Origin of the sequence: Natronosalvus vescus (assembly GCF_023973145.1) — an archaeon.
GTDB classification, from domain to species: Archaea; Halobacteriota; Halobacteria; order Halobacteriales; family Natrialbaceae; genus Natronosalvus; species Natronosalvus vescus.
Genome location: NZ_CP099546.1, coordinates 460,533 through 477,348 on the forward strand (window position 1 = coordinate 460,533; position 16,816 = coordinate 477,348).

The 16,816-nt window shown below is 64.7% G+C and carries 17 protein-coding genes and 1 tRNA gene; 12 read left to right on the plus strand and 6 right to left on the minus strand.

Annotated features, from left to right (window positions below):
• The first annotated feature begins 84 nt into the window (after positions 1–84).
• Positions 85–708, plus strand: a complete 624-nt coding sequence (gene engB / locus NGM68_RS02125; RefSeq protein ID WP_252700009.1) for a GTP-binding protein EngB — start codon at positions 85–87, stop codon at positions 706–708.
• Between the two features lie 101 nt (positions 709–809).
• On the opposite strand, the gene NGM68_RS02130 is transcribed toward engB, so the two are convergent.
• The 4 genes from NGM68_RS02130 to NGM68_RS02145 form a co-directional block, all read right to left on the minus strand.
• Positions 810–1,352, minus strand: coding sequence for a hypothetical protein (locus NGM68_RS02130; protein WP_252700010.1), 543 nt, complete (start codon positions 1,350–1,352; stop codon positions 810–812).
• A gap of 186 nt (positions 1,353–1,538) precedes the next feature.
• The gene (locus tag NGM68_RS02135) at positions 1,539–2,018 is read right to left on the minus strand and encodes a GNAT family N-acetyltransferase (RefSeq protein WP_252700011.1); all 480 of its coding nucleotides are present in this window, start codon (positions 2,016–2,018) and stop codon (positions 1,539–1,541) included.
• 83 nt (positions 2,019–2,101) lie between these two features.
• The gene (ddh, locus tag NGM68_RS02140; protein WP_252700012.1) at positions 2,102–3,049 is read right to left on the minus strand and encodes a D-2-hydroxyacid dehydrogenase; all 948 of its coding nucleotides are present in this window, start codon (positions 3,047–3,049) and stop codon (positions 2,102–2,104) included.
• 201 nt (positions 3,050–3,250) lie between these two features.
• Positions 3,251–4,591, minus strand: coding sequence for an eIF2B alpha/beta/delta subunit family protein (locus NGM68_RS02145; RefSeq protein WP_252700013.1), 1,341 nt, complete (start codon positions 4,589–4,591; stop codon positions 3,251–3,253).
• Positions 4,592–4,975: 384 nt separating this feature from the next.
• Between NGM68_RS02145 and NGM68_RS02150 the strand changes: the two genes are divergently transcribed.
• Together NGM68_RS02150 and NGM68_RS02155 are read left to right on the plus strand one after the other, a co-directional pair.
• Positions 4,976–5,746 carry a coenzyme F420-0:L-glutamate ligase gene (locus NGM68_RS02150; protein WP_252700014.1) on the plus strand — a complete coding sequence of 257 codons (771 nt, stop codon included), beginning with the start codon at positions 4,976–4,978 and terminating at the stop codon, positions 5,744–5,746.
• Positions 5,746–6,750: a 5,10-methylenetetrahydromethanopterin reductase gene (locus NGM68_RS02155; protein ID WP_252700015.1), complete on the plus strand. Its 1,005-nt coding sequence runs from the start codon at positions 5,746–5,748 to the stop codon at positions 6,748–6,750. Before NGM68_RS02150 ends, NGM68_RS02155 begins: the two co-directional genes overlap by 1 nt.
• Positions 6,751–6,772: 22 nt before the next feature.
• Here the strand turns inward: NGM68_RS02155 and NGM68_RS02160 are convergent, their stop codons facing one another.
• Positions 6,773–6,967 carry a DUF8024 family protein gene (locus NGM68_RS02160; protein WP_252700016.1) on the minus strand — a complete coding sequence of 65 codons (195 nt, stop codon included), beginning with the start codon at positions 6,965–6,967 and terminating at the stop codon, positions 6,773–6,775.
• Between the two features lie 160 nt (positions 6,968–7,127).
• Between NGM68_RS02160 and NGM68_RS02165 the strand changes: the two genes are divergently transcribed.
• The 5 genes from NGM68_RS02165 to NGM68_RS02185 all read left to right on the plus strand — a co-directional run bounded on the left by NGM68_RS02165 (position 7,128) and on the right by NGM68_RS02185 (position 12,458).
• On the plus strand, positions 7,128–7,439 hold the full coding sequence (locus NGM68_RS02165; protein ID WP_252700017.1) for a DUF7573 domain-containing protein: 312 nt from the start codon (positions 7,128–7,130) through the stop codon (positions 7,437–7,439).
• 128 nt (positions 7,440–7,567) lie between these two features.
• Positions 7,568–7,762, plus strand: coding sequence for a cold-shock protein (locus tag NGM68_RS02170; protein ID WP_117362766.1), 195 nt, complete (start codon positions 7,568–7,570; stop codon positions 7,760–7,762).
• Positions 7,763–8,044: 282 nt separating this feature from the next.
• Entirely contained in the window at positions 8,045–9,040 is a 996-nt protein-coding gene (locus NGM68_RS02175) for an AAA family ATPase (protein ID WP_252700018.1), read from the plus strand.
• Positions 9,037–10,137 (plus strand): DUF58 domain-containing protein, encoded by a 1,101-nt coding sequence (locus tag NGM68_RS02180; protein WP_252700019.1) that lies wholly within the window; start codon positions 9,037–9,039, stop codon positions 10,135–10,137. The genes NGM68_RS02175 and NGM68_RS02180 overlap by 4 nt, the downstream gene beginning before the upstream one ends.
• Entirely contained in the window at positions 10,134–12,458 is a 2,325-nt protein-coding gene (locus tag NGM68_RS02185) for a transglutaminase TgpA family protein (RefSeq protein ID WP_252700020.1), read from the plus strand. The genes NGM68_RS02180 and NGM68_RS02185 overlap by 4 nt, the downstream gene beginning before the upstream one ends.
• A gap of 206 nt (positions 12,459–12,664) precedes the next feature.
• Here NGM68_RS02185 and NGM68_RS02190 read toward each other — a convergent pair whose 3' ends face one another.
• On the minus strand, positions 12,665–12,823 hold the full coding sequence (locus NGM68_RS02190; protein WP_252700021.1) for an HVO_A0556 family zinc finger protein: 159 nt from the start codon (positions 12,821–12,823) through the stop codon (positions 12,665–12,667).
• A gap of 123 nt (positions 12,824–12,946) precedes the next feature.
• Here NGM68_RS02190 and trmY point away from each other — a divergent pair, with 123 nt between their 5' ends.
• The 4 genes from trmY to NGM68_RS02210 all read left to right on the plus strand — a co-directional run bounded on the left by trmY (position 12,947) and on the right by NGM68_RS02210 (position 16,806).
• A complete protein-coding gene (trmY, locus tag NGM68_RS02195; RefSeq protein WP_252700022.1) occupies positions 12,947–13,549 on the plus strand; it encodes a tRNA (pseudouridine(54)-N(1))-methyltransferase TrmY in 603 nt (200 codons plus the stop codon).
• A gap of 105 nt (positions 13,550–13,654) precedes the next feature.
• Positions 13,655–14,179 carry a P-loop nucleotide/nucleoside kinase family protein gene (locus NGM68_RS02200; protein ID WP_252700023.1) on the plus strand — a complete coding sequence of 175 codons (525 nt, stop codon included), beginning with the start codon at positions 13,655–13,657 and terminating at the stop codon, positions 14,177–14,179.
• Between the two features lie 62 nt (positions 14,180–14,241).
• Positions 14,242–14,314: transfer RNA gene (locus NGM68_RS02205), tRNA-Pro, on the plus strand.
• 425 nt (positions 14,315–14,739) lie between these two features.
• Complete coding sequence (locus NGM68_RS02210) at positions 14,740–16,806, plus strand: LVIVD repeat-containing protein (protein ID WP_252700024.1); 2,067 nt, start codon at positions 14,740–14,742, stop codon at positions 16,804–16,806.
• Positions 16,807–16,816 lie beyond the last annotated feature (10 nt).

Sequence of the window (16,816 nt, forward strand, 5' to 3'; positions counted from 1 at the left end):
AGCGATTTATGATCGACCTTCACCGTGTTCGTCGGTGATCGCGCCTCGCCGTGCTTATACCGCTCGCCGGCCAAGAGCGCTGATATGGATCCGTTCGAGACGCGACCCACTCGCGAGGCCGAAATCGTCCTCGTGGGCCGGTCGAACGTCGGCAAATCGACGCTGATGCGCGAGATTACCGGTCATCGCTTCGACACCGGTGGCAAACCGGGCGTCACCCGTTCTCCCAACCACTACGACTGGGCGTCCGAGGACTTCGTCATCACGGATTTACCCGGCTTCGGCTTCATGAGCGGCGTCGAAGCGGAACGACAGGAACAGATCAAGACCGACATCGTCCAGTACCTCGAGACGTACGCCGACTCGATTCTCGTCGGTATCCTCGTCGTGGACGGCAAGAGTGCCGTCGACATCATCGACCGCCACTCCGGCCCCGACGAAATCCCCTACGACGTCGAGATGTTTCACTTCCTGCGCGAACTCGGCGTCCCGACCGTCGTCGCGGTGAACAAGATGGACAAAGTCGACGACCGGGACGAACGCCTCGACGAACTCTGTGACCGCCTGGGGTTGCACCCGCCGTGGAAACAGTGGCAGGACACGATCGCCCCAATTACGGCCAAACGCGGGCAGATCGATGCGCTCAACGAAGCCGTTCGAACGCACGTGCACGAACAGAATCGGGACGACCTCTTCAAGTTTTTCTGATTCTTCGTCGAACGGTTGTTTTCACACTCGATACACGTCGTCGAGAACGGGATAAAAAAGCCAGCAGTGTCCGATGATCGGGGAGAACTGACCGGGTTCGTTTACTCGTCGTCGCGCTCGCTGTCACCGATTGCGTCGATGACGAACTCGAGTTCCGCGTCCGCTTCGAGCGTGACTTCCTCTTCCTGGGTTTCGAAGTCGTTCTCGCTGTACTCGTCGGCTTCGACTGTGACGAGGTAATCAGCGGGTTCGAAGGTGTCCTCGATCGTTCCTTCGGCAATCTCCGAGCTAAAGTACTTGTCGGAGCCGATGTCGTCGACGAGTTCGACCGTCACGATGACGCCCTCGGAAACAGTGTCGCCATCTTCGTTCTCGAGACGGATCGTCAACGTGTACTCCTCGGTTTCGTCGCCGTCGCCGTTGCCGTTGCCGTTGTCGTCGCCGTTGCCGTTGTCGTCGCCGTCGCCGTTGTCATCGTCGTCGCCGTTACCGTTGCCGTTGTCGTCGCCGTTTCCGTCCATGTCGTCCGTATCGTCAGTGTCGTCGCCATTGTCGTCGTCATCGCCCATACACCCTGCGAGCGGCAGGGTAACGGCTGTGGCGAGACCAAGTCCGAACGTCCGGCGGCTAAGTTTTCGTGACATATCGAAACGAAACACCATTGTTGCAATAAGTCTTTATATCTAAATTCTGAGAACTAATGACTAGCATAGGCTGGATGCAGTGTGTTATTCATGGCAATAATATTGGAACGTGTGTGATGGTGACACGATTGATGGTGTCATTACGCATCGTTTCCGTTCGGTTTGTGCGGGTAACTGACGTTCAACTCACGCTTCGTGGCCGAGTGCTTTCGTCATCCGCAGGCACTCGAGGACGACACCACCCGTCGATTCGTGGTCGACCCACTCGAGGCCCCGCCAGCCGTGGCGTTCGTAAAAGTCGACGGCGTTTTTCGAGGACAACAGGGTCAGCCGCTCGAGGTCGTCGGCTCTGGCCGTCGCCTCCAGGTGCTCGAGAAGCGCGCTTCCGCAGCCTGCTCGTGCGTGATCGGGGTGGACGTAGACGGCTTGCACCTCCCGGTGCTCGGAGGCGAGGTGACCGAACCCGACGACGGCCCCCTCGTGGGTGGCGACCACGAAGTGGTCGTCCTCGCTCTCGACCGGATAGCCGTCGGGATCCTTGTTTGCGGCCCAGGCGTCCACCTGGTCGGGATCGTATGCAGTCGCCCCCAGTTCGCGGATCGCAGCGAGATGAACGGCGACCAGTGCCTCGCTATCCTCAGGGCGTGCGGGTCGAACGGTGACCATGCTGCGATGGATGGTCGCTACGGTACAATCGGTGTCGATCGGGCAGGTAGATCTGTCAGACCGGCCCAACCGACGCGACCGGGTTAGACGACCCGGTTCGTAAACGCTTCGCCTGCCTCGAGTCGACGGACGTTCTCACGGACGAGGTCGCCGATGTCGTGGGCGTAGTCCCTGGTGTACGCGCCACAGTGGGGCGTGACGATCACCTCGTCCATCTCCCACAGCGGCGAGTCTGCGGGCAACGGCTCGGTCTCGAAGACGTCCAGTGCCGCCCCAGCGATGGCACCGGTCTCGAGCGCCTCGATCAGCGCCGATTCGTCGACGACGGGGCCGCGACCGACGTTGACGACGTAGGCGGTTTCGTCCATCGCCTCGAAGACGGCGGCGTCGAACAGGTGATGAGTCTCGTCGGTCAGCGGCAGCGTGGAGACGACGAAGTCGACCCCGGAGACGGCCCCGTACAGCGCCGACACCGGTTCGATCTCCTCGAATCCCGGCACTGGTTTGGGGGTGCGACGAACGCCACGCATCGACACCCCGAGCGCGCCGGCGACCTCGGCGACGCCCTGTCCGAGCGTCCCGGTGCCGACGACGCAGGCACTCGTCCCGGGGAGGGTGAACGCCTCGTCCCAGTCGGGACGCTCCCAGGTCTTCGACTGCTGGTGGGCGACGTGGCGGTGGAGCCGACGGGAAAACGCGAGGAAGAACCCGGCGACCGTCTCGCCGATCGTCCGGTCGTGGATACCCGTGCTATTGGTGAGAACCACGCCTCGATCGTCGAACGTCTCCGCCGGGAAGCGGTCGACCCCGGCCTGAATCGAGTGCACCCACGCGAGGTCGGCGAACGCCTCCCGATGCTCGAGCGTGACGATGGCGTCGCAGTCGTCGACGTCGTCGTCGCCCACGACCGAGACTGCTACGGACAGTTCCTCGAGGTCGCCAGCCAGCACCTCGGGCGGGAAGACGGCGTCGACGGAGTCGTGAATGCCGAGGTGCTCGAGCTCGATAGCTGGGGCGTCATCGTGTGACATATCGGTCGGTACGGGCGTCGACTAATTCAACCTTCGTCCGAACGAGAACACGCCGGTTAGAGCGTGGGCGGCTCGGGTTTAATTCCCTCGTCACACGGGGCTCGGTGGGGGTAACTCTTCGTCACCGCCGCCCATCTCCCCTTCGCCCCGGAACGGTTTCGGTCTATCGCTTCCCGCCGCGGGCGGCGCCGACGTCGACACTTATGCGAGCCAGCCCTCGAGCTCGCGCAGTTCCTCGACCAGCGAGTCGACGTCCGCCGGCTCCAGGGCTCCCCGTTCGGTGACCACTTCGGTGACGCAGTCGGCGGGCGTGACGTCGAACGTCGGATTCGCGACGTCGACGGGGGCGTCGCCGTCGTAAACCGTTGACCGTGAGCCGGACTCGAGGGGTACCTTCTCCCGGGTGGTAACCTTGTCGCTGGCGGTAACGACGGTGACGGGGACGTCCTCACGGTCGGCGGCGACGGCCAGTCCGCGGGTACCGGTCTTGTTGATGACTGCCCCGCCGGCGTGGATCGTGTCGGCGCCGACGACCACCCTATCGATCTCTTCGCGCGCGAGGAGCGACGCGGCTGCGGCATCGGTGTGTACGGTGACGGGGTGGTCGTCGACGAGCGACTCTGCAACGGCAACGCCCTCGAGCCCGGGCCTGGACTCGGCGACGTAGATCCTGCGCACGTCACTCGTTCGGAGGGCCTCGAGAACGGTGCCCGAGCGCGAGAGCGTCATCACGGTTCCCTCGAGACGGTCGCTCGCCTCCCGTGCGGCATCGGTGTCGGCGGTGGCTGCACGGTCAATTCCCTCGATGGTTTCCTCGAGAACGGCGTCGGCGCAAGGAACGGGATCTTCAGTCGCGCCGTCGGCCCCCTCGCCACCACGGGTCTCGGTAGCGTCCGAGAGCGCCGCCGCCATTGCCCGATTGATCCGGTTGCGCAGGACGGCCATCGACGGCCGAACTTCGAGAACGCGCTCGGCCAGCGCCGTCAGTTCGTCCCACTCCTCGACTGGGTCGGATGCGCCGCCTTCGCGTTCGTCGACGAGGATTGCCGCCCGGTCGCGCACTACCTCGAGCCCTCGCAGTGAGAGCCAGGCCGCGCCGTGGTCGTCGTCCGCGGCGATCGAGCGAACGGTTGGGGCGACCCGCTCGTAGGCGTTCCAGAGGCCGGGAACGGTGTTCCCGTTCACCTCGTCGTCGACGAGCATCGCCGTCGGTGACACCCACTTGACCGCGTCGTGTTCCTCGCTCAGGTCGACTTCGCGCGTCTCACAGTCGAACAGGTACGGATGGACGACCCACGTCCGACCGTACTCGGCGTCCTCGACCTCAAGTTGCCGCCCCGATCGGACGAGCGTCGACGTGTCGGACTCGAGCCCGGTCTCTTCGGTAATCTCGACTCGCACCTGTTCGTCGGGGTTCCCCTCGGCGAAGCCGGAGACGCCGCCCCACTGGCCGGTGTAGGTACCGACCGCGTCGCTCCGACGCGCCAGGAGTATCTCACCGTCGTGTCGCAGGAAGGCGGTCACCACGTGGTCTTCGATCATACTCGGGTCGAGGGGCGAGTGGCAGGAAGTGGTTTCGGACGGCTGTGGAACGTGGCGACAATAGAAGTGGACGACGATGGACGACGATAGAAGCGGTCAACGATGGTGACGACTATTACACTACACTTTCTATAGCAAATGCTATCCTTTATGTAGTATTTACTATCTATTCTGTAGCATTGTGATTGGGCCTGCAGCATCGACACGACGCTACGGTTCCTCCCTCGATCGAGCAGTAACCACCGGGAATCGGCGGTCGACAGTCGAGTGACACTCGAGGAAGCGGCGAGTCCCTCCCCGGCAACGAAGGCACTCCGGAGACCGATGTCGGTGCCTGTCTCCGGTGACGGTGCGTTTTTCACCCCGCTCGCCCACCACCTCCGTATGGAACTGCACGCAGTCCCGGATCTCCCCGAGATCCGACCCGGCGACGACCTCGCCGCCCTCATCGCCGAACGGGCGAACCTCGAGCCCGGGAACGTGCTCACGGTCGCGAGCACGGTCGTCTCGAAAGCCGAGGGGCGCGCCGCCGACCTCTCGGAGTTTCCGGCCGGCCCCCGCGCCCGCGAGATCGCGAGTCGGCTCGAGGAACTCACCGGCGAGGAGAAGGATCCCCGATTCGCCCAGGCGGTGCTCGAGGAGAGCACGGAGCTGGCGATGGATGCGCCGTTTTTACTCACCGAAACGCGCTTTGGCCACGTCTGCGTCAACGCGGGGATCGATCGGTCGAACGTGCCCGATCACGACCTGCTGTTGTTACCGAAACGGCCGACGGAAAGCGCCCAACGGATTCGTCGAGGGCTCGAGACCCGCGGTATCGAGGACGTCGCCGTGATCGTCACCGACACCTGCGGACGACCGTTTCGTCACGGCCAGCGCGGGGTAGCTCTCGGTTGGGCCGGAATCTCCGCCAGCCGCGACTGGCGCGGCGAACACGACCGGGATGGCCGCGAACTGGGAGTTACCGTCCAGTCCGTCGTCGACGAACTCGCGTCGGCGGCAAACCTCGTCACTGGCGAGGGAGCGGATGGTACCCCCGCTGTCGTCGTCCGTGGCTGGTCGTTCGGCGACCTCGAGGGGAGCGACAACCTGTTTCGCGACCTCGAGGGCGATTTCGTCCGCCAGGCGCTGCGCGAGTGGAGGTTCGAGGGCTGATGGACGGGGACACTCGAAAGCCGACCTGGGGGATCGAACTTACGCCCGAACACCCACCCGCCCGACTCGCGAGTCTCGCCGCTCGCGCCGAGGACGAGGGGTTCGACGTCGCGTTCGCGAGCAGCCACTACTTCAACCGCGATCCGTTCGCGACGCTTTCGCTGATGGCCGAGGCGACCGACTCGATTCGACTCGGCCCCGGCGTCGTCAACCCGTTCCAGGATCACCCGGTTCCGCTGGCGGCCCGGGTGGCCACCATCGACGAGGTGAGTGACGGCCGCGGCGTCTACGGCATCGGTGCTGGCGACCGCTCCGCGCTTTCGAACCTCGGCATCGAACACGAGCGCCCACTTCGGCGCGTCCTCGAGTCGTTCTCGGTGGCCCGCGACCTCTGGGCCGGCGATACCATCACTCACGAGGGCACGTTCACCGCTCGCGACGCGTCGCTCAACCTCGAGCCCCGCGACATCCCGGTGTACGTCGGCGCGCAGGGGCCGCACATGCTACGGATGAGCGCGAAACACGCCGACGGGGTGCTGATCAACGCCTCCCACCCGCGCGACCTCGAGTGGGCGGCCGAGCAGGTCGAAATCGGCCTCGCAGATCGGCCGGACGACCGCGGTGCGTTCGAGTCACTTGCGTTCGCCAGCGTCAGCGTGGCCGACACGGACGACGCCGCCAGGGAGGCCGCTCGACCCCCTGTTGCGTTCATCGCCGGCGGGGCGGCTCCACCGGTGATCGAACGCCACGGCCTCGACGTCGAGGCCGTCGAGACCGTCCGCGGACACCTCGAGGCGGGCGACCTCTCGGACGCGTTCGCGGCCGTGACGCCACCAATGATCGACGCGTTTGCCATCGCGGGGACGACCGAGACGGTGGCCGATCAGTTCGCGGACGCACTGTCCTTCGTCGACGGGATCGTCGTGGGCTCGCCGCTGGGGCCGGATCTCGAGGCGGCGATCGAGAAAGCGAGTCGGGCGCTCAGGGTCGCACAACGGGTGTGAAAAGATCGTTCCGGCGGTTCTCTCAGTCGAGCGAGAAGAGACTGGCGATCCCACCGAGGGTCAGGACGCCGAATACGCCCATAGAGACGGCGATGATGACGGTACCTGCGAGCACGAGCAACGGTGCGACGCCCTCGCCCATCGCGACGTCCGCGAAGTACTCGTTCATCTCGATGAGGTTGTCGATGATCGTGTTCAGTAGCGCGACGGTAGCCATACGTGATCGTTCTCACCGGTGGTACTTGGCGATACCGATCGCTGGTGCTTGGCGGGAGTCTCGAGGTCAGGGAGAGCGGTGACGTGGAAGCGGGCGCTCGAGGTCGGAGGCGGGCGGGTGCGTGGAAACCCCTAAGCACCCGCCGTCCGTAGCCGCCCACGTGACCGAGGATCGCTCGCTTTCGGATTTCGTGAACGCAACCGGTGCCAAAGATAGTTCGGGCGGTTCAGGCGGTTCGGACAGGTCGGACGAAGACTCCGGTGGCGACCTCGAAGGCGCCTCCCCCGATGCGGAGCCCGAAACGGACGATCACGCCACATCCACCGATCCAGGGCCTGGAACCTCCGACGCCGACTCGGGTCTCTCGACGTACGCGTGGGGGACGTACACCTGCCGCTCGTGTGGCGAGACGGTCGACCACGTCTGGCGGGTCGAGGACGACCTCGTCTGCTCGAGGTGCGTGCAGTGGTGAGCGGTAGTCTCGACTCGGCAACCCACCGCTGACTGGTCGGACGCTATCGATAACGAAATCTGACCGTCTCGTTGCCTACCAGCACCTCCAGAAGGTTTATGTCTTCATCGTGAGTGTGTACAGACGCAATGGCGAAAGGTACGGTCGCATTCTTCAACGACACTGGCGGTTACGGATTCATCGAAACTGACGACGCGGACGACGACGTGTTCTTCCACATGGAGGACGTCGGCGGCCCTGATCTCGAGGAGGGACAGGAGGTCGAGTTCGACATCGAGCAGGCCGACAAAGGCCCGCGCGCGACGAATCTCGAGCGACTCTAAGTCGATCCGAGCCAGACGGAGGTATCGTTTTCTGATCGCTACGTGGTGAGTGCCGACAGTCGTTTTCACTGACCGAACGCAGGTACAGCTATTTCCCGCTGGAGCCCCGAGAGTGAGTCACACGAATCTCCGAACCCCAGCCGGCGTGTGACCCAGCCGGCGTCCTCGTTGAATCAGTCACAAATTGAAAGGCACAAAACATATGTTGCCCAATCCCAGAACAGGGAGTAACGAGCAGACGTCCAGGGTGTCCCCGCGCCGCTGGCGTCACGACATGGAGCTATGACCGACGCCAACCTTCCACCGCAAACAGAAGCCTCGAACCGCCCCGGAGCCACCGATCCGTTGCCCGTCGAGACGGTCGCCGAACTGATCGAGACCGTTCACAACAACGTTACCCGTGTTATAGTGGGTCACGACGAAGAGGTCGAACACGTCATCACGGCGCTGCTAGCGCGCGGTCACGTCCTCCTCGACGACGTTCCCGGCGTCGGCAAAACGATGCTTGCCCGGTCGATCGCCCGGTCGATCGACTGCCGATTCCGCCGAATCCAGTTTACGCCTGACCTCCTCCCCTCGGACATCACCGGCGTCAACGTGTTCAACCAGAAGACCCGTGAGTTCGAGTTTCAGGCCGGTCCGATCTTCGCGAACGTCGTCCTCGGCGACGAGATCAACCGCGCACCGCCGAAGACCCAGTCGGCGCTGCTCGAGGCTATGGAGGAACTGCAGGTGACCGTCGACGGCGAGACCCGTTCGTTGCCGTCGCCGTTCGTCGTCATCGCCACCCAGAACGCCGTCGAACCAAATCGCACGTACGACCTGCCGTTCGCCGAAATCGACCGGTTCATGAAGAAGCTCACGCTCGGCTATCCGGACACGGAAGAGGAGACGGAGATGCTCGGGCGAACCGTCGGGAACCATCCGATCGAGGCACTCGAGCCCGTTGTCGACCTCGAGTCGATCGTCCGTGCCAGAGCGACCGTCGCCGGGGTCGCCGTCGAAGCCCCCGTTCGAACGTACGCGAGCGAACTGGCCGGCTACACCCGTGAACACGCCCAGATCGGCGCGAGTCCGCGTGGAACCATCGCCCTCCTGCGGGCCGCCCAGGCGCGAGCGATTCTCGACGACCGGGAGTACGTCATCCCCGACGACGTGCAGCACGAGGCTCCGTACTGTTTCGCCCACCGGATCAAACCGGCCTCGAGTTCGGGCAACCAGGAGCGAGACGGCGTCGCCATCGTCGAGGACGCCCTCGAGCGCGTCCGAGTGCCATGAGGTTGTCCAGGCGCGGCTGGGCTGCTCTCGGCGTGATCGCGTTCTGTCTCCTCATGGGGGCGCAGTTCGGGTCGCGGGCACTCGACGCCGTTGTCGCACCGCTGGTGCTCATCCTCGCAGCGGGCGTCGTCACCGCTTACCGCACGACTCGTCCAGAGATCGATCGACTTCCGATCGAGGAGGGCTATCCCAACGAACGCCGGACGGTCGAACTCGCCGTCGAGGTCGAAACGCCGCTGTCGGCGACCGTCGTCGACGCCCTTCCCGACGGTGTCTCGGCCGTCGACGGACGGAACGCAGTCGAGACCACGTTGCTCGACGGCGAGCCCATTCGCTACGAGATCGACCTCGAGTCCCGCGGTCAGCACGCGGTCGGCCCACTGACGGTGACCATCACCGATCTGTTCGGCCTGGTCGAACGCCGGTTCAGGTACGCCCAGACGAGCGACGTCCTCGTCTACCCGCGGGTGTACGATCTTCGAGGCGGCGCGAAACACGACCTCCAGTTACTTCGGGACGCCGTCGGACGGTACGACCGCGAGGAGTTCGATCACCTCCGGGAGTACGAGCGCGGTGACTCGCTCCGTGACATTCACTGGAAATCCGCCGCCAAGCGCGCCGACGGCGAACTCGTCGTCAAGGAGTTCGTCGCAGATGGCCGCGTCGGCTCGGTGGAACTCACCGCCGAGTGTACCCCCGGCTACGCCGACGACCTCGCGACGGCCGTCGCCAGCGTGGCGACCTACCTCCTCCGGGAGGAGGTCGCCGTTGGGGTCGCACTTCCGGAGGCAACGCTCGAGGCCGAAACCGGGGAGCGCCACCAGCTCGAGATGCTCCGACGGTTGGCCGTTCTCGAGCCTGGCGAGGCCGACGACCGAGCGCGAACCGGCGCGGACGTGTTGATCCAGGCGGATACGACCGGTGTGGTCGTGATCGTCGAGGGCCACGAGATTCCGTTCGAGCGACTCAGCGGGCGTATTGACCCGGATACGGTTGCGGGACGGGGTGCGGACGAATCGGCGACCAGCCGGGAACCTGGCTCGAGCGACGATCGATCGAACGCGGGAACGGGAACGGGGGTGTCGGCACACGCATGAGTACCGACTCCCGAACCGTCCCCCGAACGGTATCGACGTCGCTCGAGGAGACGGTCGACGCGTCGGTGTTCAGAACGCTGGCACTGGCCGGCATGATCGTGTTGACGGGCGCGTACGTGCACGTGCTGGCGGACATCACGCGAACGGTCGGTGGTACCCAGTCGCTGTACCTCCTCGTCCTGACGATGGCCGTCACGGCGACGGTGCTCGCCCACGCGATCCAGCCGCGAACCGCTCTCGCGATCGGGCTCGGTGCTGGAGCGATCGGCTTTCTGTACTACCTCGAGGCGACCGGTCACGGGGCTGGTGCGATGATCTTGCAGGCGGACACGTTCCTCTCGGATACGATTACGCTGGCGACCGGGATGTCGATTCTCCAGATGGTCGAAGCAGGAATATGGACGCTCGGGTTCGCTCCGGGGCCGGTGTTTCTGTCGTGGTATCTCGTCATGCGCGAGCGCTACGCGTTGAGCGTCGTTCCGGGTGGAATCGCGCTGGTCTTCCTGGTGTTGACGACGGACGCGACGACCGGGGTGACGGTCGTCGGCGTCGTCGGCGGCATCGCCGCAGTCGGTTTCGGTGAACTCGACCACCGTGGCGGGACGATCGCCCAGGCGGACGTGCTGGCGATTCTGTTCGCGGTGATCGTCGTCCTCTCGATGACGATCACGTTCGTCCCCGGTGGGGCAGCAAGTCCGACGTTCCTGGTCGACAGTGGCCCGAGCACGCTCGACGGCGCGATCGACAGCGACCCGGATCGGACGTCGATCAGCGGGTCGGTCGATCTCTCCCCAGAGGTTCACTTCACGGTCGTGAGCGAGGAACCGACCTACTGGCGAACGGGGGTGTACGACCGCTATACGGGCGACGCCTGGGTCAGAAGCGGGCCAGACGATAGCTACAACACTGCTGGACTACCCACACCGGAGGGCGAATACGACACCGTCAGACAGACGGTCACGATCGAACGCCAACTCCACGTGATGCCCGTTTCGCCCCACCCGACGGCGATCGAGGGCGACATCGCCGAGCACGTCAGCGTCACCGATCACGGCCAGCCGATGCCCGACGGCCCGGTCATCGAGGGCGACACCTACAACGTCGAGAGCGCCGTCATCCGGGCCGACCCCGAGGAACTCACGAACGCGGGCACCGACTACCCCGAGCACGTCACCGACTACTACCTCCAGACGCCGGAGACGCTCTCCTCGGAGTTCGAGACGGCAACCGCCGACATCGTCGGCGACGCCGAGACGCCCTATGAAAAGGCCGTGGCCATCGAGCAGCACTTCCACGACGAGTACGACTACTCCCTCGAGGTCGACCGCCCAGGCGGCAACGCCGCGGAGGAGTTCCTCTTCGAGATGGACGAGGGTTACTGCGTCTACTTCGCGACGACGATGGCCCAGATGCTCCGTGCAGAGGAGATCCCTGCCCGGTACGTCACGGGATACACGTCGGGTCAGCAGGTCGACGATCACGAGTACGTCGTCCGCGGCCTCGATGCCCACGCCTGGGTCGAGGTGTACTTCCCCGAGCACGGCTGGGTCGCTTTCGAGCCGACCCCGTCGTCCGAGCGCGACACCACCCACCAGGAGCGCCTCGAGCAGGCTCGCGAGGACGGCGAAGCGAACGTCGACACCGATACCAGCGAGGACGTCCCGGCTGACGGTATCGAGGACGAAGAGCCCGACATTCCGGAGCCTGACGACGACTTCGAAGACATCATCGATCAAAACGACTCCGACAGCAATCAGTCGTCTCCGGGCATGACGCCTGGATACGAAGGACTCGATCCGGGTGGCGAAGGCGGGACGACGGACGGGAGCGATCTGCTCGAGCCAAGCGACCCCGGATCGGGGCTCCCTGATTCCGATGCGGGCACCGACGGGGCAGAGGAGGAGGACGAGGGTATCCCCGTCGCCCCCGGTGACCTCCTCCTCGGCGTCGCGCTCTTCATCGGCGTCGCTGCCGGCGTTCGCCGCTCGGGAGTTCCCTCCCTGGTCAACCGGGAGGTACGGCTGTACTGGCACGGGTTCCGCGCGGATCCGGTCGCCGACACCGAGCGGGCGTACGACCGTCTCGAGGTACTCCTGGCCCGGCGGTACCGCCCGCGAAAACGGGGGGAATCACCGCGACAATATCTGGAATCGCTGCGCCTGTTCGGCACCGTCGATCCCCGCGCCCGACGGGTCACCAAACTGTACGAACAGGCCCGATACGGTGGCGGCGTCGACCGCGAGGCGGCCGACGAAGCCGTCTCACTGGTCTCCGAACTCGCGCGTGAACAGACGCCAGTCGTGGGACGGCTGTGGCGGTGATTGGTTCGGGTGGCCAATCGAGTCCGTGGGTGTGCTGGAGTCGACTCCTCCGAGCAGTAACCGGTTACTCATCGCCGACTCGAGTTGGCTTTGACTCGAGTCTCGATGCGTGCGCCTCGAGCGTGATCTGGATGCCACTCGCGGCGTGTCGATTTCGTCGGTCGTGAATTTCTCGCGTGGAGCGTGCCGAAGCGTCTGTCGCCCGCTTACCAGAGCTGTGCCTGTGGCGTTCCACACTCCTCACAGAGTGCCGCCAGGTTACCTTTGTACCGGTCGCGAACCAGCGATCCCGCTCGACAGCTCGGACAGCGTCTCCCTTCGAGCGCGCTGAGTAACTGTCGGCCGTCGCCATTGGTTGCTGCCATTACACGATGGACAGTGCGTTCCCGAGAAGTCCTTGGCCTTGCCAGTGCCGGCCCTGGGCTGCTAATCGACACCCGTGAGGCACTGATCGATACCCGTAAACTCGAGGGGGCTCGAGTAACCCTATGCGCCACTTCGTGTTGCTGGCACATGACGTCCCCATCGACGGCGAGTTCTCCCTCGACGACCTCGCGGGCGGAGCGGGTCGACTCGATGCCATCGCTCGCTCGATCACCGCGTCGTTCGTCACCTCACACGGCATTCGAACCGACGTTCGAGTACACGTCGTCGTCCGGGATCAGTTCACGATCACGTTCGACGGCGCTGAACTCCGGCGGCTCAACCCAGACGAACGAAGCACGGCGGCGCTGGTCAGAAACGCCCTCGAGCAGCGCGAGGAAGCGATCGGCGCACTGCCAGCCGAACCAGGCCCGGGGATCGAACTCTATCGACGCGGGTTCGAGGCGACACTCGAGCAGGTCGGATCGGCGGGAACGGTCGTCCAGCTTTACGAGGATGGGGAGGCAATCGTCGACGTGTCCCCGGAGACGCTCGTCGATCCCGTGTTCGTCCTCTCGGATCATCACGACTTCACCGACGAGGAGGCGAACGTGCTCGAGACAGCGGTCGACCGGCGACTCCGACTCGGCCCGACGGTGCTCCACGCCGATCAGGCGATCACGGTTGCTCACCACTATCTCGACACGGACGGCTACGCGCAGTTTTGAGGTTTCAGCGTGATTTTTTGAACTTGGTCACGCACCCGATTCGCGAACGTGAGACGAAGCGCAAAGCCCTAAACCCCACCAGCGAATGTACTCATCGAACCCGACATGTCCACACGGAAGCGCCTCGTCGTCGTCTGTGGTCTCCCCGGCACCGGAAAAACCACCGTCGCGGGCGAACTCACCGACCGACTCGAGGCCGACCTCGTCCGTACCGACGTCGTCCGCAAGGATTGTTTTCCGGATCCCGACTACACCCCCGAGGAGACGCGTGCGACCTACGAGGAGACGCTTTCGCGGGCCGCCACGACGCTCGAGCAGGCGGGAGTCGCGGTCGTGGATGGCACGTTCCGGCGGGAGTCCCTACGCGAGCAGGCACGCGCGGTTGCCGAGGCTGCCGACGCCCGGTTCGATCTGGTTCGGGTGACGTGTGAGACGGACGTCGTCCGGGAACGGATCGCCGAACGGGAGGGTGATGCGAGCGATGCGGACTTCTCGGTCTACACGCTTCTCGAGTCCGAGTTCGAGCCGCCCGAAGAATCGCATCATAGCATCGATAATTCGGGCTCGCTCGAGACGACCCTCGAACAATTGTCGGCGATCTGTGCGACGCTCGAGGCTCGTGCGCCCTGATTAGTATCGAAATCGCCACTATTCGCAAACGTTAAACTGCCAGCTAGCCTGCCCTCGAGTGCGGGCCGGTGGGGTAGCTTGGCATCCTTCGGCCTTCGGGTGGCCGTAACCGCAGTTCGAATCTGCGCCGGCCCATCATTCTTTCCGCATTTCACGACGACGAGCGGAGCGAGGAGTTCGAAATGCGGGCGATGATGACGTCGTGCAGATTCGAGCAGGGAAGTCGCAAGCGCTCGAGCGTAGCGAGAGCGACCGTCTTCCCGTGTTCGATATCTGCGCCGGCCCCTCGTCTCGGTATATAACTGAAAAATAGGTAGTGACCCAAACGACGAAGCTGGCAATTGGGCTCTCGAGGAGCGTTCCGATACGCGTCGTTGACGTGTGCGATATGCTTCGATTTATGTAGCTATTTGATATACAAATCGAAGTAATTGTGGTGTGTTGTGAGCTCTTCTCTTCGAAGCCAGTCGCCTTCGAGCAGCCGATCGTGCCAGTTCCTTTTGATGGGTTTGTCAGAACGCCCTAATGGTGACTACTGGTATCACGGAACGGAGCCACTGATGCCAGCACGCGAGTCACTCGAGTCACGAACCAGACGAGCCGTTCTGCAGGCCGCTGCGGGCGCGTTGGGCGTCGCAGCCATCGGCAGTACGGCGGTAGCGCACAAGGAATCGACCAACGGCGGAACCGGCGATCAGTTCGACGGAGAGCGGCGAGACGCCGCGGCGAACACCGAAGTCGTCGGCTACCACAGCGCCGGCGGCGTCGGCTCCGCCTCCCTCGCCGGGCGACCGGAGGATCCCCACTACGGCGGGTTCAGCGAACTCCGGATCCACGACGACCTGGCGTTCGCGTCCGTCTTCTCCTCGCGTGACGAGACGCCGGACAGGGGGTTAGCGATCTTCGACGTGAGCGACTTCACGCGAGCCGAGTCCCGGAGCGAACTCGAGTCGGTCGACATCAACTGTCTCTCCTTTTTCCGGAACGAGAACGACGCCGCGGCGGTGATGGACGTGAAAGTGAGCGACGACGGGCAGTACGCGTTTCTCTCGAAGCAGCCGCTCACGGCGCTGTTCGGGGAGGTCGACGGCTCGAGCGGGACGGACGACCACGACGGCGGTGCCGACGCGGCGGCACTCGAGGTCGTCGACGTCTCCGATCCGGGGAACCCCGAGTTCGTCACCCAGACGACGCTCTCGGTGTGGACGCTCGGGCCGCACAACGCCTGGTACCACCAGATCGGTGGCCGCGAGTACGTCTTCACCGCCCACGGCGAGGACGGCGTCACCGGCGGGATCAACGTCTTCGCGTTCGACCGCGAATTGGGGACGCTCGAGCACGTCAACTGGTGGAACTACGACAGCGAACTCGCCGAGCCGGAAGTCGGCACCGAGGGCGGCTCGACCTACGTCCACGACGTCGTCGTCCAGGACGACCCCCGGTACGGGATTCCGATCCTGTACGACGCCAACTGGGACGCTGGCACGCGGCTTCTCGACGTGAGCGATCCGACGGACATCGAGGAACTGGGGGTCTTCGAGATGGAGCGCGCCCACCACACCGTCCCCGTACCGACGCTCCTCGGGGGCAAGCGCGTGTTCGTCGCAGGTCACGAGACGCCCGCGAGCCACGCGGATCAGGGGCACGTCCGCACCGACGGCGAGTCCGGTCACTACTACCTGGTTGACGCTGACCCGCTCGACGCGGTGATCGAAGGCGAGGCCGACCCTACCTATCTCGGCATCTCCTCGACGCTCCTCGAGGACGGCGTCGAACCGGCGAGTCGAGAGGCGTTTGAGATGTACGATCCGGAGGCGAAACCGGCGACCGAACTCGACCACTGGATCCTCCTCGAGTCGACCGATCAGACGTTCGACGAAACGCCCGGCTTCGAACACGAAGCCGCGGACGACGACTGGGAGTACGAGGGCTTCGACGACTTCAACCTGAGTGCACACAACCTCGATATCGACACGGACGGCACCGTCGTCGCGGGCCACTACCACGCCGGCACGCGGTTCCTGCGGATCACCGACGACTTCGACCTCGAGGAGACCGGCTACTCCCGCGTCGGCCCCGACGTGCCCGAGGACGCGACGCTCGGGGAACTCACGACCGGAACCCCGTTTCACTGGTCGGCCGTGATCCGGAACGGCGTCACCGTCTCGAGTGGGATCAACGGGGGGCCACAGACGATCGCTCACGACGAGATCGAGGTGGGTACCGACACGCCGGTCGACCTCGAGATCGAACGCGAGGCGGACGCCTCGCTGTTCACCGCCGGCCAGACGAGCCAGGTTCGCGTCCACGTGGACGCTGACGAACCCGTCCGCGTCCGGGATCGGATTCCCGTCGACTGGGAGGTCGTTGCCGGGGACGTCACCGTCGAGGAGCTCGAGGGGTACCGCACGGTCGTGACCTTCGACCACGAAGTCGAGGAAGGGACGCTCCGGTACTACGTGGAGGTTCCCGACGACGCCACGGGCCAGTACGCCGTTGGCCCCCTCGAGTACGCCCGCCCGGATGTCGACGCGCCGTACGGTGGGGGCGTCTCGGTGAACAACCGACTCTGGCGCAAGGAAAACGGCGAAGTCGACGAGGCGACCGTGCTCGGACTGGATCTGTGATGATCTCGGG

Bases quoted from the DNA above. Each gene is read 5' to 3' on its own strand.
- engB (WP_252700009.1), top strand. From the start codon at position 85: ATGGATCCGTTCGAGACGCGACCCACTCGCGAGGCCGAAATCGTCCTC.
- NGM68_RS02130 (WP_252700010.1), bottom strand. From the start codon at position 1,352: ATGTCACGAAAACTTAGCCGCCGGACGTTCGGACTTGGTCTCGCCACA.
- NGM68_RS02135 (WP_252700011.1), bottom strand. From the start codon at position 2,018: ATGGTCACCGTTCGACCCGCACGCCCTGAGGATAGCGAGGCACTGGTC.
- ddh (WP_252700012.1), bottom strand. From the start codon at position 3,049: ATGTCACACGATGACGCCCCAGCTATCGAGCTCGAGCACCTCGGCATT.
- NGM68_RS02145 (WP_252700013.1), bottom strand. From the start codon at position 4,591: ATGATCGAAGACCACGTGGTGACCGCCTTCCTGCGACACGACGGTGAG.
- NGM68_RS02150 (WP_252700014.1), top strand. From the start codon at position 4,976: ATGGAACTGCACGCAGTCCCGGATCTCCCCGAGATCCGACCCGGCGAC.
- NGM68_RS02155 (WP_252700015.1), top strand. From the start codon at position 5,746: ATGGACGGGGACACTCGAAAGCCGACCTGGGGGATCGAACTTACGCCC.
- NGM68_RS02160 (WP_252700016.1), bottom strand. From the start codon at position 6,967: ATGGCTACCGTCGCGCTACTGAACACGATCATCGACAACCTCATCGAG.
- NGM68_RS02170 (WP_117362766.1), top strand. From the start codon at position 7,568: ATGGCGAAAGGTACGGTCGCATTCTTCAACGACACTGGCGGTTACGGA.
- NGM68_RS02175 (WP_252700018.1), top strand. From the start codon at position 8,045: ATGACCGACGCCAACCTTCCACCGCAAACAGAAGCCTCGAACCGCCCC.
- NGM68_RS02180 (WP_252700019.1), top strand. From the start codon at position 9,037: ATGAGGTTGTCCAGGCGCGGCTGGGCTGCTCTCGGCGTGATCGCGTTC.
- NGM68_RS02185 (WP_252700020.1), top strand. From the start codon at position 10,134: ATGAGTACCGACTCCCGAACCGTCCCCCGAACGGTATCGACGTCGCTC.
- NGM68_RS02190 (WP_252700021.1), bottom strand. From the start codon at position 12,823: ATGGCAGCAACCAATGGCGACGGCCGACAGTTACTCAGCGCGCTCGAA.
- trmY (WP_252700022.1), top strand. From the start codon at position 12,947: ATGCGCCACTTCGTGTTGCTGGCACATGACGTCCCCATCGACGGCGAG.
- NGM68_RS02200 (WP_252700023.1), top strand. From the start codon at position 13,655: ATGTCCACACGGAAGCGCCTCGTCGTCGTCTGTGGTCTCCCCGGCACC.
- NGM68_RS02210 (WP_252700024.1), top strand. From the start codon at position 14,740: ATGCCAGCACGCGAGTCACTCGAGTCACGAACCAGACGAGCCGTTCTG.